At 71.4% G+C, this 13,394-nt stretch carries 13 protein-coding genes; 7 read left to right on the top strand and 6 right to left on the bottom strand.

What is annotated here, in order from left to right:
• Positions 1 to 3 precede the first annotated feature (3 nt).
• The 4 genes from AB0H93_RS15885 to AB0H93_RS15870 form a co-directional block, all read right to left on the bottom strand.
• The gene (locus AB0H93_RS15885) at positions 4 to 735 is read right to left on the bottom strand and encodes an ABC transporter permease (protein ID WP_132489696.1); all 732 of its coding nucleotides are present in this window, start codon (positions 733 to 735) and stop codon (positions 4 to 6) included.
• A gap of 158 nt (positions 736 to 893) precedes the next feature.
• Complete coding sequence (locus tag AB0H93_RS15880) at positions 894 to 1,640, bottom strand: glucose 1-dehydrogenase (RefSeq protein WP_358572825.1); 747 nt, start codon at positions 1,638 to 1,640, stop codon at positions 894 to 896.
• Between the two features lies 1 nt (position 1,641).
• Positions 1,642 to 3,150 carry an aldehyde dehydrogenase family protein gene (locus AB0H93_RS15875; protein ID WP_358572823.1) on the bottom strand — a complete coding sequence of 503 codons (1,509 nt, stop codon included), beginning with the start codon at positions 3,148 to 3,150 and terminating at the stop codon, positions 1,642 to 1,644.
• Positions 3,151 to 3,193: 43 nt separating this feature from the next.
• The gene (locus AB0H93_RS15870) at positions 3,194 to 4,075 is read right to left on the bottom strand and encodes a 3-oxoacyl-ACP reductase (RefSeq protein WP_358572821.1); all 882 of its coding nucleotides are present in this window, start codon (positions 4,073 to 4,075) and stop codon (positions 3,194 to 3,196) included.
• A 477-nt stretch (positions 4,076 to 4,552) separates the two neighbouring features.
• Between AB0H93_RS15870 and AB0H93_RS15865 the strand changes: the two genes are divergently transcribed.
• From AB0H93_RS15865 to AB0H93_RS15855, 3 genes are all read left to right on the top strand, one after another.
• Positions 4,553 to 5,731: an acyl-CoA dehydrogenase family protein gene (locus AB0H93_RS15865; protein WP_358572819.1), complete on the top strand. Its 1,179-nt coding sequence runs from the start codon at positions 4,553 to 4,555 to the stop codon at positions 5,729 to 5,731.
• A 130-nt stretch (positions 5,732 to 5,861) separates the two neighbouring features.
• Positions 5,862 to 6,959, top strand: a complete 1,098-nt coding sequence (locus AB0H93_RS15860) for an acyl-CoA dehydrogenase family protein (protein ID WP_358572817.1) — start codon at positions 5,862 to 5,864, stop codon at positions 6,957 to 6,959.
• 1 nt (position 6,960) lies between these two features.
• Positions 6,961 to 8,538, top strand: a complete 1,578-nt coding sequence (locus tag AB0H93_RS15855) for a long-chain-fatty-acid--CoA ligase (RefSeq protein WP_358572815.1) — start codon at positions 6,961 to 6,963, stop codon at positions 8,536 to 8,538.
• On the opposite strand, the gene AB0H93_RS15850 is transcribed toward AB0H93_RS15855, so the two are convergent.
• Positions 8,526 to 9,263, bottom strand: coding sequence for an SDR family oxidoreductase (locus tag AB0H93_RS15850; RefSeq protein WP_358572813.1), 738 nt, complete (start codon positions 9,261 to 9,263; stop codon positions 8,526 to 8,528). The genes AB0H93_RS15855 and AB0H93_RS15850 overlap by 13 nt on opposite strands.
• Before the next feature lie 23 nt (positions 9,264 to 9,286).
• Positions 9,287 to 10,444, bottom strand: a complete 1,158-nt coding sequence (locus tag AB0H93_RS15845) for an MFS transporter (RefSeq protein ID WP_358572811.1) — start codon at positions 10,442 to 10,444, stop codon at positions 9,287 to 9,289.
• Positions 10,445 to 10,523: 79 nt separating this feature from the next.
• Here AB0H93_RS15845 and AB0H93_RS15840 point away from each other — a divergent pair, with 79 nt between their 5' ends.
• The 4 genes from AB0H93_RS15840 to AB0H93_RS15825 all read left to right on the top strand — a co-directional run bounded on the left by AB0H93_RS15840 (position 10,524) and on the right by AB0H93_RS15825 (position 13,391).
• Positions 10,524 to 10,955: a MarR family transcriptional regulator gene (locus tag AB0H93_RS15840; RefSeq protein ID WP_358572809.1), complete on the top strand. Its 432-nt coding sequence runs from the start codon at positions 10,524 to 10,526 to the stop codon at positions 10,953 to 10,955.
• A 168-nt stretch (positions 10,956 to 11,123) separates the two neighbouring features.
• Positions 11,124 to 11,630, top strand: a complete 507-nt coding sequence (locus AB0H93_RS15835) for a SigE family RNA polymerase sigma factor (protein ID WP_358572807.1) — start codon at positions 11,124 to 11,126, stop codon at positions 11,628 to 11,630.
• On the top strand, positions 11,623 to 11,985 hold the full coding sequence (locus AB0H93_RS15830) for a hypothetical protein (RefSeq protein ID WP_358572805.1): 363 nt from the start codon (positions 11,623 to 11,625) through the stop codon (positions 11,983 to 11,985). The genes AB0H93_RS15835 and AB0H93_RS15830 overlap by 8 nt, the downstream gene beginning before the upstream one ends.
• A complete protein-coding gene (locus AB0H93_RS15825) occupies positions 11,982 to 13,391 on the top strand; it encodes a DUF2079 domain-containing protein (protein WP_358572803.1) in 1,410 nt (469 codons plus the stop codon). Before AB0H93_RS15830 ends, AB0H93_RS15825 begins: the two co-directional genes overlap by 4 nt.
• The last annotated feature ends 3 nt before the right edge of the window (positions 13,392 to 13,394 follow it).

Here is a 13,394-nt window from a genome sequence, read left to right as displayed (position 1 = left end):
GGCTCACAATCCCTTCGGGGGCACGAGTTGCAGGTAGATCCCGGTGAGCACCAGGTTGATCAGGAACAGCAGCAGGAACGTGATCACCACGGCCTGGTTGACCGCGTCGCCCACGCCCTTCGGCCCGCCGGCCGGGTTGAGGCCGCGGTAGGCGGCGACGACGCCGGCGACGAACCCGTAGAGCAGCGCCTTGAACTCGCTGATCCACAGGTCGGGCAGCTGCGCGAGGGCGTTGAAGCTGGCCAGGTACGCGCCGGGCGTGCCGCCCTGCAGGATCACGTTGAAGAAGTAGCCGCCGAGCACGCCGACGACGCTGACCATGCCGTTGAGCAGCAGGGCGACCAGCACCGCGCCGATGACGCGGGGCACGATCAGCCGCTGGATCGGCGAGATCCCGAGCACCTCCAGCGCATCGATCTCCTCGCGGATGGTGCGCGCACCGATGTCGGCGCACATCGCCGACCCGCCGGCCCCGGCCACCAGCAGCGCGGTGATCAGCGGGCTGGCCTGCTGGAGGATGGCCAGCGCGCTGGCGGCACCGGTGAACGACTGGGCCCCGATCTGCTGCGTCAGCGACCCGAGCTGCATCGCGATGACGGCGCCGAACGGGATCGCCACCAGCGCGGTCGGCAGGATCGTGACGCTGGCGAAGAACCAGGCCTGCTGGATGCACTCCCGGACCTGGAAGGGCCGCCGCGGCACGGCCCGCAGCACCTCCCACCCGAGCGTGGCCATCCGCCCGACCTGCACGAACGCCCCAGCACTCCGCACTGCCACCAGCTCACCTCCCGATCCGCGCTGATCCGGGGTTGCACAGTTTCAATTGAAACTGCGGAAAAACCCACCCCATCGGGTGTGGAACCGTCAGGGGTGCCCGTTGCGTCTCGCCTTGGTCAGGCGAGTGCGTGCGTTGCCGTTGCGCCGCCGTCGGCCGTGAACTCCGCGCCGGTGCAGTAAGAGCTCTCGTCGCTGGCCAGGAAGACCGCTAGGGACGCGATCTCCTCCGGCTGCCCGACCCGGCCCAGCGCGACGCGCTTGCCGACGTGGTCCATCGGGACCTGGCCGCCCGCCGCCTCGTGGATCATCTGGGTGTCGATCGCCCCGGGATGCACCGAGTTGACCCGGATGCCCAGCTTGCCGAGCTCCATCGCGGCGACCTTCGTCATCCCGCGGATGGCGAACTTGCTGGCCGAGTACGCCACCAGCAGCGGCATGCCGCCCAGACCCTCCACGGAGGACACGTTGATGATCGAGCCGCCCGCCTCGCGCATCGCCGGGATCACCTCCCGCATGCCCAGGAACGTGCCGATCTGGTTGACGCGGATGACCCGCTCGTAGTCGGCCAGGCTGGTGTCCGCGAGCTCCGAGAAGTGCAGCACCCCGGCGTTGTTGACCAGCACGCCCACCGGCCCGAGCTCGCGCGCCGCCCGCACCGCGTCGACCCAGTCGTCCTCCGAGCCGACGTCGAGGTGCTGGTACACCGCGGCCGGGCCGAGCTCGTCGGCGAGCTCCTTGCCCGCCTCGTCGGCCACGTCCGCCAGCAGCACCTTGGCGCCCTCGGCGACGAAGCGGCGCGCCGTCGCCGCGCCCTGCCCGCGCGCGGCGCCCGTGACGATCGCGACCTTGTCCGCTAACCGCATGTCACATCAACTCGTCGGTCAGCGGCAGCAGCACGGTCTTGAGCTCGGTGTACGCCTCGAACGCGGAGCGGCCGCCCTCCCGGCCGAGCCCGGACTGCTTGTAGCCGCCGAAGGGCAGGTGCGGCTCCACCTGGAACCCGTTGATCCCGACCGTGCCGGTGCGGATCCGCTTGGCCACCCGGAACGCCCGCCGGACGTCCGATGTGTACACCCCGGCGCCGAGGCCGTACTCGGAGTCGTTGGCCATCCGCACCGCCTCGTCCTCGTCGGTGAACGGCACGACCGTCAGCACCGGGCCGAAGATCTCCTGCTGCGCGACGGTCATCGCGTTGTCGACGTCGGCGAAGACCGTCGGCTGCACGAAGTGGCCGGTGCTGAGGTCGCCGTCCGGCCGACCGCCGCCGGTGACCAGCCGCGCGCCTTCCTCCCGGCCCTTGTCGATGAAGCCCAGCACCCGGTCCAGCTGCCGCTGGTTGATCAGCGGGCTGGACAGCACGCCCGGGTCGAACGGGTCGCCGTAGGTGACCGAGCCGGCGATCAGCTCGGCGGCGCCGACGAACTCGTCGTAGGCGTCGCGGTGCACGAGCGCGCGGGTGTGCGCGACGCAGGCCTGCCCGGAGAGACCGAGGGTGACCATGCCCATCGCGGTCATGCCCGCCAGGCTCACGTCGGCGTCCGGGAAGACGATGGCCGGGCTCTTGCCGCCGAGTTCCAGCGACACGCGCTTCATGGTGCCCGCGGAGGCCTCGACGATGCGGCGGCCGACCTCGCGGCTGCCGGTGAAGCTCACCTTGTCCACCTGCGGATGCGTGATCAGCGCTTCGCCGGTCGGGTCGCCGGGGCCGGTGACGACGTTGACCACGCCGTCCGGGATCCCGGCCTCCAGCAGCAGTTCCACCATCCGCAGCACGCTGAACGTCGCGTACTCCGACGGCTTCAGCACCACGGTGCACCCGGCTGCCAGCGCGGGCGCGATCTTCTGCGCGAACAGCAGGAACGGCGCGTTCCACGGCAGCACCGCGGCCACCACGCCGACCGGCTCGCGGAAGGTCATCGCCAAGTGGTCGCCGCCCTGGTACGGCGGCAGCGTGTCGCCGCCGGCCTTGTCGATCCACCCGGCGTGGTGGTCGAAGACGTCGGCCGCCACGTCCACCGATCCCGCGTAGACGGTGCCGAACGACAGCGGCACGCTGTTGTCCAGCGCCTGGCGGGCCCGCAGGTCGTCGGCGTTCTCGCGCAGCAGATCGGCGCAGCGGCGCAGCAGCCGCACCCGCTCGCCGGCGCGGATGGTCGGCCACGGGCCTTCGTCGAACGCCCGGCGCGCGGCGCGGACCGCGTCGTCGACGTCGTCGGCATCGGCGACGGCGAAGTCGCCGATCGCCTCGCCGGTCGCCGGGTGGTGGTGCGTCCAGGTCCGGCCCGCGCGGGCCTGCCGCCACTGGCCGTCGACCAGCAGCAATCCGTCTTTGAGCGCCGCGGCGTCGAGATGCTGCCGCACGGTCAGGGCCATCTGGCTCCTCCTCGCCTGGGGACTCTCTTGGCTCTGGGTATGGCTAGGGCAGGGAAAGCAGCTCGGTGCTGGCGAAGTTGCGTTCCGCGTCGCGCTGCGCGAAGTAGGCGCCGAGGGTGCCGGCCAGCTCGTCCTCCGTCCACAACGGACCGCCGGTGTCGAAGCGCTGCTCGACGACGGGCGCCGCCATCAGCGCGATCATCCCGCTGTGCACCACGAAGACCTGGCCGTTGATCGCCTGCGCGGCGGGACCGGCCAGGTAGGCGACCAGCGGCGCGACGTGATCGGTCGACAGCGGGTCGACGCCGGTTTCCGGTGCCGGGCCGAAGACTTCCTCCGTCATCGCCGTCCGCGCCCGCGGGCAGATGGCGTTCGCCCGCACACCCATCCGCCCCAACGCCCGCGCCGTGGACACGGTCAGCGCCGCGATGCCCGCCTTGGCCGCCGCGTAGTTCGGCTGCCCCGCAGAGCCGAGCAGGAACGCCTCCGAAGCGGTGTTGATCACGCTGCCGTAGGTCGATCCGGTCTGCTTGTACTCGTCCCGCCAGTGCGCGGCGGCGTTGCGGGACAACAGGAAGTGGCCGCGCAGGTGGACGCGGATCACGTCGTCCCACTCCTGCTCGCTCATCTTGAACAACATCCGGTCCCGCAGCACTCCGGCGTTGTTCACCACCACGTGCAAGCCGCCGAAGCGCTGCACCGCGGTGTCGACCAGTTCGCGCGCGACGGCGCTGTCGGAGATGTCCCCGGCGACCGCCACGGCCTTGACGCCGAGCTCCTCGATCTCGGCCACCACCGTCGCCGCACCGTCTGAAACGTCGTTGACCACGATGTTCGCACCGGCCCGGGCCAGGGCCAGCGCCTCCGCGCGACCGAGCCCCGCACCTGCTCCGGTGACGATCGCGACTTTCCCGTCCAAGCTCACCGCGCCTCCCGGCTCAGTCGAAGGTCACGAGCTGGCGAACCATTTCGCTTCCCCTTGAGCACCGCTGCCTTCAACGGTTGGTCACCTCATCGTGATCGCCCGCACTGTTATCCAAGCCACAGTAGAACGTGTTCTCACTTGCAATCAAGAGCCGGAGAGCAGATCGAGGAATATTCGCCGAATGCGCTGATATCTGACGTTGCAACCAGTTCTACCGATTCGCGAGGACCGACCATCCGGGCCACATCGATCAGCCATCCAGCCCGCACAACGAGCCAACCGACCCCCGGTGACTGCTCCATTCGGGGACCGATCCGAACGCCGTGTCGCCGTAGAACCGGTTTTCACGACCGAACGCGACGCGGCGCCCGCGAAAAATCACTCGTGGCAGCGCGATGTATCGACCACCTCGCCACATCCGGACTATGGTTGGTGAAACATGTTTCACACGCTCTCCCGTCGACGCAGGAGGGATGCATGCGCATCGCCTACACGCCCGAGCAGGAGCAGCTGCGCAAAGAGCTGCGCCGCTACTTCGGCAAGCTCATGACACCGGAGCTCCGCGACGAACTGACCGCGCACGGCGACTACGGCGACGGCGCGGCCTACAAGCAGCTGGTCCGGCAGATGGGCGCGGACGGCTGGCTCGCGCTGGGCTGGCCGGAGGAGTACGGCGGGCAGAACCGGAGCATGCTGGACCAGCTGATCTTCACCGACGAGGCGGCGATCGCCGGCGCCCCGGTGCCGTTCCTGACGCTCAACAGCATCGCGCCGACCATCATGCGATTCGGCACCCCGGAGCAGAAGTCGCACTACCTGCCGAAGATCGCGGGCGGCGAGATCCACTTCGCGATCGGCTACTCCGAGCCGGAGGCGGGCACCGACCTCGCCTCGCTGCGCACCACGGCCGACCGCGATGGTGCCGAGTACGTGATCAACGGCCAGAAGATGTGGACCAGCCTGATCCAGTACGCGGACTACGTGTGGCTGGCCTGCCGGACCGACCGCGACGCGAAGAAGCACCGCGGCCTGAGCATCCTGATCGTGCCCACGGCCGCGCCCGGCTTCTCCTGGACGCCGGTGCACACCGTCGCCGGGCCGTCCACCAGCGCCACCTACTACCAGGATCTCCGCGTGCCCACCTCCGCGCTGGTGGGCGCCGAGAACGAGGGCTGGCCGCTGATCACCAACCAGCTCAACCACGAGCGCGTCGCGCTCACCTCCGCCGCCCCGCTGCGGCTGGCGCTGGACGAGGTGCAGGAGTGGGCGCGGGAAACGCGGCTCACCGACGGGCGCCGGGTGCTGGACCAGGAGTGGGTGCGGCGGCACCTGGCGCGCGTGCACGCCGGGGCGGAGTTCCTCAAGCTGGTCAACTGGAAGATCGCGACGACCGCGGAGCAGCAGCCCGCGCCGGCCACGGCATCGGCGACCAAGGTGTACGGCACGGAGTTCGCCACCGAGGCATATCGCCTGCTGATGGAGGTGCTGGGCAGCGCCGCATACGTGCGGCAGGGCTCCCGGGGCGCGGCGCTGCGCGGCCGGATCGAACGAATGCACCGCTCGTCGCTGATCCTGACCTTCGGCGGCGGGACCAACGAGGTGCAGCGGGACATCGTCGCCGCGGTGGGTCTCGGCCTGCCCCCGGCGAAGCGCTAGTCGTGAGCGATCGCTCCGGTAAGAACCTCCACTCACGACCCACTCACCACACTCAGCGATCACTCCGGTGAGAACCGGAATCTTCGCTCACGACACCGTTCGCCGCAGTGAAGGCCCCTAGGGAGGGTTCATGGACTTCTCGTGCACCGAGGCGCAGCTCGATCTGGGCGGGCTGGCCAGGGAGATCCTCGACGATCGCGTGACGAACGAGCGGCTGCGCGAGGTCGAGCGCGAGCCGGACCGGTTCGACCGTGCACTGTGGACCGATCTGGCCCGGGCGGAGGTGCTGTCGGCGGCCTTGCCGGGTTCCGTCGGCGGCGGCGGTTTCGGGCTGCTGGAGCAGTGCTCCGTGCTGATCGAGCTGGGACGCGCGGTCGCCCCGGCGCCCTACCTCGCCTCGATCACCACGGCCACGGCGGCGGTGGCCCGCTTCGGCGACCCCGATCAGCAGCAGCGCTGGGGCGTCCCAGCGGCGAAGGGCGAGCTGGTGCTGACCGCCGCGCTCACCGAGGAGCACAACCCCGACCCGCGCCGTCCCGCCTGCCGCGCCGAGCGCTCCGGCGACGGCTGGGTGCTCACCGGCGCCAAGACCACGGTCCCGGCCGGCGCGGTCGCCGATCTCGTGCTGGTTCCCGCGTCCACATCGGACGGACCGAGGGTCTTCCTCGTCGAACCGGCGCAACTGTCGGTGGAACGGCAGCGCATCGTGGACTCCGACAGCGAAGCGTGGGTGGAGCTCGACGGCGTGCGGGTCGGCGACGACCGGGTGCTGGGCGACGATCCGGCGGCGCTGGACTGGCTGCTCACCCGGGCCACCATCGGCACCTGCGCGCACCAGGTCGGCGTCCTCGAGCGGGCGCTGGAGCTGACCGCCGAGTACGCCCGCGAACGCGTGCAGTTCGGGCGGCCGATCGGCAGCTTCCAGGCCGTCGCGCAGCGGCTGGCCGACGCGTTCATCGACGTGGAGGCCGCGCGGCTGACGCTGTGGCAGGCGGCGTGGCGGGTCGACGAGGGACTGCCGTGCGCGACCGAGGTGGCCACCGCGAAGTTCTGGGCGGCCGACGCCGGGCACCGGGTGGCCCACACCGCGGTCCACGTGCACGGCGGCGTCGGCATCGACGTCGACCACCCGCTGCACCGCTACTTCGTCGCGGCCAAGCGCAACGAGTTCTCCTTCGGCGGCGCGGCCGACCAGCTGGGCCGGCTCGGCGACGCCCTGGCGGTCTGACATGACGCCGACGGTGACCGATCTCCTGCTCGCCCGCGCCGACGACGACAGCTGCGGGCTGCGGTTCGAGGACCGCGCCTGGACGTGGTCGGCGAAGGTGCGCGCCTGCGCCCAGTACGCCTCGCTGCTGGAATCCCTGCGCCGCCCCGGCCCCTTCCACGTCGGTGTCCTGCTCGGCAACGTCCCGGAGTTCGCGTTCCTGCTCGGCGGCGCGGCCCTGTCCGGCGCGGTGGTCGTGGGCCTGAACCCGACGCGGCGCGGGGCGGCGCTGGCGCGCGATGTCCGGCTGGCGGACTGCCAGCTGGTCGTCACCGACAGCGCGTACGCGGAACTGCTGGACGGCCTCGACCTCGGGACGGCGGAGCTGCTGGTCATCGACGAGCCGCGGTGGCAGGTGCTGCTCGTCGAGCACGCCGGCAGCGCGGTCGATCCCGTGCCCGCGACGCCCGATGACCTGCTCGTGCTGGTGTTCACCTCCGGCACCGGCGGAGAGCCGAAGGCGGTCCGCTGCACGCACGGCAAGATCGCCGCGCCCGGCCGGATGCTGGCCGACCGCTTCGGCCTGACCGGCGACGACGTGACCTACGTGTCGATGCCGCTGTTCCACTCGAACGCCCTGATGGCGGGCTGGGCGGTCGGCCTGGCCGCCGGGGCGGGCATCGCGCTGCGCAGCCGCTTCTCGGCCTCCGGCTTCCTACCCGACGTGCGGCGCTTCGGCGCGACCTACGCCAACTACGTCGGCAAGCCGCTCTCGCACATCCTCGCCACCCCGGAACGGCCGGACGACGCTGAGAACCCGCTGCGCGTGGTGTACGGCAACGAGGGCAACGAACGGGACCTGGCGCGGTTCGGCGAGCGGTTCGGCTGCCGCGTCGTCGACGGTTTCGGCTCCTCGGAGGGCGGCGTAGCGGTGGCCCGCACTCCCGACACGCCGCCCGGCGCGCTGGGCAGGCTTCCCGACGGCGTCGCGGTGCTCCACCCGGACACCGGGAAACCCTGTGCCCGGGCCGAATTCTCCGCCGACGGCCGGCTGCTCAATCCCGGTGAGGCGATCGGCGAGCTGGTCAACACCGCCGGTTCGGGCTGGTTCGCGGGCTACTACAACGCCCCGGAAGCCGACGCGGAGCGGATGCGCGACGGCATGTACTGGAGCGGCGACCTCGCCTACCTGGACGCGGACGGCTTCTGCCACTTCGCCGGCCGTTCGGCCGACTGGCTGCGGGTGGACGGCGAGAACCTCGGCACCGCGCCGATCGAGCGAATCCTGTTGCGCCACCCCGAGATCACCGAGGCCGCCGTGTACGGCATCCCGGATCCGCAGGTGGGCGACCAGGTGATGGCCGCGCTGATCGCGACGCCGGGGTTCGACCCCGCGACCCTCCACGACTTCCTCGCCGCCCAATCCGATCTCGGCCCCAAGCAGTGGCCCCGCTACGTCCGGCTCGCGGCGGAACTCCCCCGCACCGCGACCTTCAAGGTCGTCAAGCGCCAACTGGCCGCGGAGGGCCGCGAAACCGCGGATCCGATCTGGCACCGCTCGACCACCCGCTACTCCCCGGTGCCCGATCAGGCCAGGTAGCCGCCGTCGACGTCGAGGACCGCGCCGGTGATGAACGACGCGCCGGGCCCGGCCAGGAACGCGATGGCCGCCGCGACCTCCGCCGGCCTCCCGAACCGGCCCAACGCGTTCGCCGAGCGCTGGACGTCGGCGAACGGCCCTTCGTCGGGGTTCATCTCGGTCGCCACCGAGCCGGGCTGGACGACGTTGACGGTGATGCCGCGCGGCCCCAGGTCCCGGGCGGCGCCCTTGCTGTAGCCGGTGATCGCGGCCTTCGTCGACACGTAGTCGGCGACGCCCGGGAACCCGGCGCGGGTGGCCTGCATGGAGCCGACGGTGATGATCCGCCCACCTTCGCCCATCGTCCGCGCAGCGGCCCGGATGGCCGCGGTGACCCCACCGACGTTGACGGCCATCTGGCGCTCCAGGGCGGCCGGATCGGCGTCGGCGTCGACCCGGCCGCGGACGAAGCTCGCGGCGTTGTTCACCAGGATGTCCAGCCGCCCGAAATCGGCGGCCACGGCTCCGACGAGATCGGCCACCTGCCCCGGATCGCCCTGGTCGGCCCGGTACGCGGCGGCGCCTTCGAGTTCCGCCACCACTTCCTCGGCCCGGTCGCCGGACGTGGCGTAGCTGATCGCCACCGTCGCACCGTCGGCCGCCAGCGCCCGGGCGGTCGCCGCCCCGATGCCGCGCGATCCGCCGGTCACCAGCGCGACCTTGCCGCTCAACTTCTTGCCATCCATGGGAAATTCCTCGTCTCTCGGTGTCAGGAGCGGTGGGCCGGCAGGCGGTCGCGCTGCAGCATGAAGCCCGCGATGCCCAGCCCGGCCACCGTGAGCAGCGCGCCGACGAGGTAGATCGACCGCAGGCCGAGGCCGCTGTCGATGACCTGCCCGCCCAGCCATCCGGCGAACGCGGCGGCGACCTGGAAGCCCGCGGCGTTGACCGCCACCGCCAGCGTGGGCGCGGAACCGGCCGCGGCCAGCACGCGGGCCTGCATGCCCGGGATGATCGCGAAGGCCAGCACGCCGATCACGAACGTCAGCACCGCCGCGGGCACCTGCATGCCGCCGACCAGCCAGAACAGCGCCAAGGTCCCGGCCAGCACGGCGAGCAGACCGGCCAGCGAAGGCATCAGGGCCTTGTCCGCCAGCCAGCCGCCGAGGAAGTTCCCGACCACCGCGCCCGCCCCGTAGACCAGCAGCAGCACCGGGACCGCCCCGGCGGCGAAGCCGCTGACGTCGGTGAGCAGCGGGGTGATGAACGAGAAGACGGTCACCACGCCCACGTTGCCCACCGCGGTGAGGCCGATCGCCAGCTGGACGTCGCGGCGCGCGAGCACCCGCAGCTCGGCGAGGACCGGCCCGGTGGCGACCGCGGGCTGGGCCGGCACGAAGCGCAGCACCAGCAGCAAGGCGACGCCGACGAGCGCGGCGACGGCCGCGAACGTCGCCCGCCAGCCGAAGTCGTGTCCGATGAAGGTGCCGATCGGCGTGCCCAGGATGATGCCCAGGTTCATGCCGAGGGCCACCTTCGCCACGGTCGAGGCCTGCTTGTCCGCCGGGGCCATCGAGACGGCGGTGGCGATCGCGACGGCGAAGAACGTGGCCACGACCAGGCCGGCGACGAACCGCGCCACCAGGAGCACCGGGTAGTTCGGCGCCACCGCCGAACCGAGGTTCCCGGCGAGGGACACGGCGATGAGGCCGACGATGAGCGGTTTGCGGGCCAGCCGCGCGGTCAGGACGGTGACCACCGGTCCCCCGACGATCATGCCCAGCGCGTAGGCCGTCACCAGCAGGCCGGCCGCGGGGAGCGACACCGACAGGTCGGCGGCGACGTCCGGCAGGATGCCCGCGATCACGAATTCCCCGGTGGTGAAGCCGAAAACGACCAGCATCAGGGACAGCAAGGGAAGCGGCACGAAACCCCCAACTAGTTCGAACTCACATGATGTGAATTAGAACTATCACAGTTCGAATCATCGCCGCTAGACTCGACCCATGGCGAGGGATCCGTCGACGAGCAGCCAGATCGACCGGGACGTGTGCAAGCTGGTGCACCAGTTCGCGCAGACCCTCGACGTCCACGTGCGCCGCGTCGCCGAGGAACTGGGCCTGACCGCGTCGCAGGTCGTCGCGCTCCGCGAGCTCTCCGAACCGATCACGGCGCGGGAGCTCGCCGCCCGGATGTCCTGCGAGGCCTCCAACGCCACGTTCGTGCTGGACCGGCTCGAACAGCAGGGCCTGGTCGAACGCCGGCCGCACCCGACCGACCGGCGCGCCAAGCAGATCGTGCTCACCCCGGCCGGCCGGCGCAGCCGCACCACCGTGGTCCGGCGGCTGAGCACCCGGTCCCCGCTCACCCCGCTCTCCCCGGAGCAGCAGGAAACCCTGCGCGAGCTGCTGCAAGCGCTCGTCGAGCCCCGCGACTAGCCGCACCCGGCGCCGATCCGCCGTCCTAAGTGGATTTCCACGGCGCCGGGCGAGCGGCGACGTGATGGTGATCACATCGGGGCGGGAAATCCTCCCGCGATGTCAACCCGGAACGTCCCAGCCGAGTACAGGGTTCATGAGGGACACCGCACGGGGGTTACGCGAGTCTTGACGGTCGAAGAGTTCGAGGAGTTCTACGCGCTGTCGGCCAGGCGGCTGATCGGTCAGCTGTGCCTGGTCACCGGTGATGTCCAAGAAGCCCAGGACGTGGTGCACGAGGCATTCGCGCGGGCGTGGGCGCACCGGAGCGCGCTGCTCCACGACGGCGCGCCGGAGGCGTGGGTGCGCGTCACCGCCACCCGGGTGGCCATCAGCCGGTGGCACCGCGCCAAGCGCGCGACGCAGGCGTGGGTCCGGCTCGCCGGCCAGCGCCCGGCCGTCGCGGACGAGCCGGACCCGGGAGGGCTCCTCACGCTGTCCGCGATCCTGCGGCAGCTACCGCCGAGGCAGCGGCTCGTGATGGCGCTGCACTACGTCTGCGACCTGTCCGTCGCGCAGATCGCCGAGGAGGCCGGGATGTCCACCGGAACCGTGAAGACCCACCTGGCACGGGGCAGGGCCGCGGTGGCGGCGCGGATGGGCGACATGTTGCGCGCGGAGGACCACGGTGCCTGACCACCACTTCGAGCCCGCCGAAGCGGCGGAAGACCAGGTGCGCGCGGCATTCCGCCGCGCCGTCGCCGAAGCCGAGCGGCACGCGTCGCCGCTGCCCGCCGGCGAGATCACCAAGCGCGGCGGGCGACGGCTGCTGCGCCAGCAGATCGCCGCCGGGGTCACCGGCGCGGCCGCCGTGGTGGCGATAGCCGTCGCGGTCACGGTGACGACCGACGGCGGCGAGCAGCAGCCCGTGGTTCCCGCCGGCCCGGCACCGACGCTCGCCACTTCCGCCGCGACGGTGGTCGTCCCGTCCTCGTCCGCCTCGAACCCGCCCATCACGCCCAGCACCCCGATCACGACGGAGTCCCGATGAGCATCACCACCGCCGTTCCCACCACCGCCGCGGCCCGCAGCCGCCGGGCGGTGTCGAACCAGGCGGTCCTGTTCCTGCTGTGGGCGGCGTTCTTCGGCTGCTACGCCTGGCTGTCGTTGTCCCGCTACAACAGCTACGGCTCGATGTCGTTCGACCTGGGCATCTTCGAACAGGTCGTGCGCTCCTACGCCGAGGGCCGGGCGCCGGTCGCGGACCTGCTGGGCCCCGGGTTCGTGATCTTCGGCGACCACTTCAGCCCCGTGCTGGTCCTGCTCGCGCCGCTGTACTACCTGGTCCCCTCCGCCCAGACGTTGCTCGTCGCGCAGGCGGCCCTGTTCGCGCTCTCGGTCGTGCCGGTCACCCGGGCCGCCACCCGCCTGCTCGGGCGCACCCGGGGATGGACCGTGGGCGTCGCCTACGGCCTGTCCTGGGGCGTGCAGCTGGCCGTCGACTTCGACTTCCACGAGATCTGCTTCGCCGTCCCGCTCATCGCCTTCGCCCTGGAGGCGATGCTGGCGCAGCGGTGGTGGCGCGCGCTCGCGCTCACCGCGCCGCTCGTGCTGGTCAAGGACGATCTCGCCCTCACCGCGGCGGCGATGGCGCTGGTGCTGGCGTGGTGCGCCAGGCACGACAAGCGGTTCGCCCGGGTCGCCGTGGCGAGCGCCGTGCTGTTCGGCGTCATCTGGGCCTGCGTCACGCTGCTGGTCATCCCGTCGTTCAGCCCGACGGGCGCGTACCGGTACTGGGACAAGATCTCCGGCGACACCCCCTTCCCCGCCTCGCTGCTGGAGGGCGTGGGCGAGAAGTTCAGCACCACGCTGTGGCTCCTGGTCCCGACGACGGGCCTGATCGCGCTCCGCTCGCCGGTGCTGCTGGCCATCCTCCCGACTCTCGGCTGGCGGTTCGCGTCCGTCGAGGAGCACTACTGGAGCACGGACTGGCACTACAACGCCGTGCTGATGCCGATCGTCACGCTCGCGATGGTCGACGCGATCGCCCGGCTGCGCGAGACGCATCCGTCCTGGTTGCGGGGCTACGCCTCGCACCTGCCGGGGCTGGTCCTGGCGGCGGCGATCGCGCTCAGCGTCATGCTGCCGGTCGGGCAGCTGACCAAGAGCAACGACGAGCGCTTCGAGCAGGACCCGGTCGCCGCGGAGAGCGTGCTGGAGCAGATCCCGGACGGCGCCACGGTCCTGGCCAACAACCCCACGATCGCGCACCTCACCGACCGCTGCCGGGTCTTCTTCCCCGGCAACACCGAGGGTTTCGTCCCGGACTACGTCGCCGTCTACGAGCCGGACAAGACGGCCGAGGAGATGCGCGACTACGCCAAGGAATACGGCGGGGCCAGCTTCCACATCCTGTCGGAGAACGAAGGATTCTGGGCGCTGCGCCGCGATTCCTGAGGC

It is taken from the genome of Saccharopolyspora sp. NPDC050642 (assembly GCF_040654735.1).
Classification (GTDB): domain Bacteria; phylum Actinomycetota; class Actinomycetes; order Mycobacteriales; family Pseudonocardiaceae; genus Saccharopolyspora; species Saccharopolyspora elongata.
This window is presented reverse-complemented; position numbering and strand designations above follow the sequence as displayed.

Bases quoted from the DNA above. Each gene is read 5' to 3' on its own strand.
- AB0H93_RS15885 (WP_132489696.1), bottom strand. From the start codon at position 735: ATGGCCACGCTCGGGTGGGAGGTGCTGCGGGCCGTGCCGCGGCGGCCC.
- AB0H93_RS15880 (WP_358572825.1), bottom strand. From the start codon at position 1,640: ATGCGGTTAGCGGACAAGGTCGCGATCGTCACGGGCGCCGCGCGCGGG.
- AB0H93_RS15875 (WP_358572823.1), bottom strand. From the start codon at position 3,150: ATGGCCCTGACCGTGCGGCAGCATCTCGACGCCGCGGCGCTCAAAGAC.
- AB0H93_RS15865 (WP_358572819.1), top strand. From the start codon at position 4,553: ATGCGCATCGCCTACACGCCCGAGCAGGAGCAGCTGCGCAAAGAGCTG.
- AB0H93_RS15860 (WP_358572817.1), top strand. From the start codon at position 5,862: ATGGACTTCTCGTGCACCGAGGCGCAGCTCGATCTGGGCGGGCTGGCC.
- AB0H93_RS15855 (WP_358572815.1), top strand. From the start codon at position 6,961: ATGACGCCGACGGTGACCGATCTCCTGCTCGCCCGCGCCGACGACGAC.
- AB0H93_RS15850 (WP_358572813.1), bottom strand. From the start codon at position 9,263: ATGGATGGCAAGAAGTTGAGCGGCAAGGTCGCGCTGGTGACCGGCGGA.
- AB0H93_RS15840 (WP_358572809.1), top strand. From the start codon at position 10,524: ATGGCGAGGGATCCGTCGACGAGCAGCCAGATCGACCGGGACGTGTGC.
- AB0H93_RS15825 (WP_358572803.1), top strand. From the start codon at position 11,982: ATGAGCATCACCACCGCCGTTCCCACCACCGCCGCGGCCCGCAGCCGC.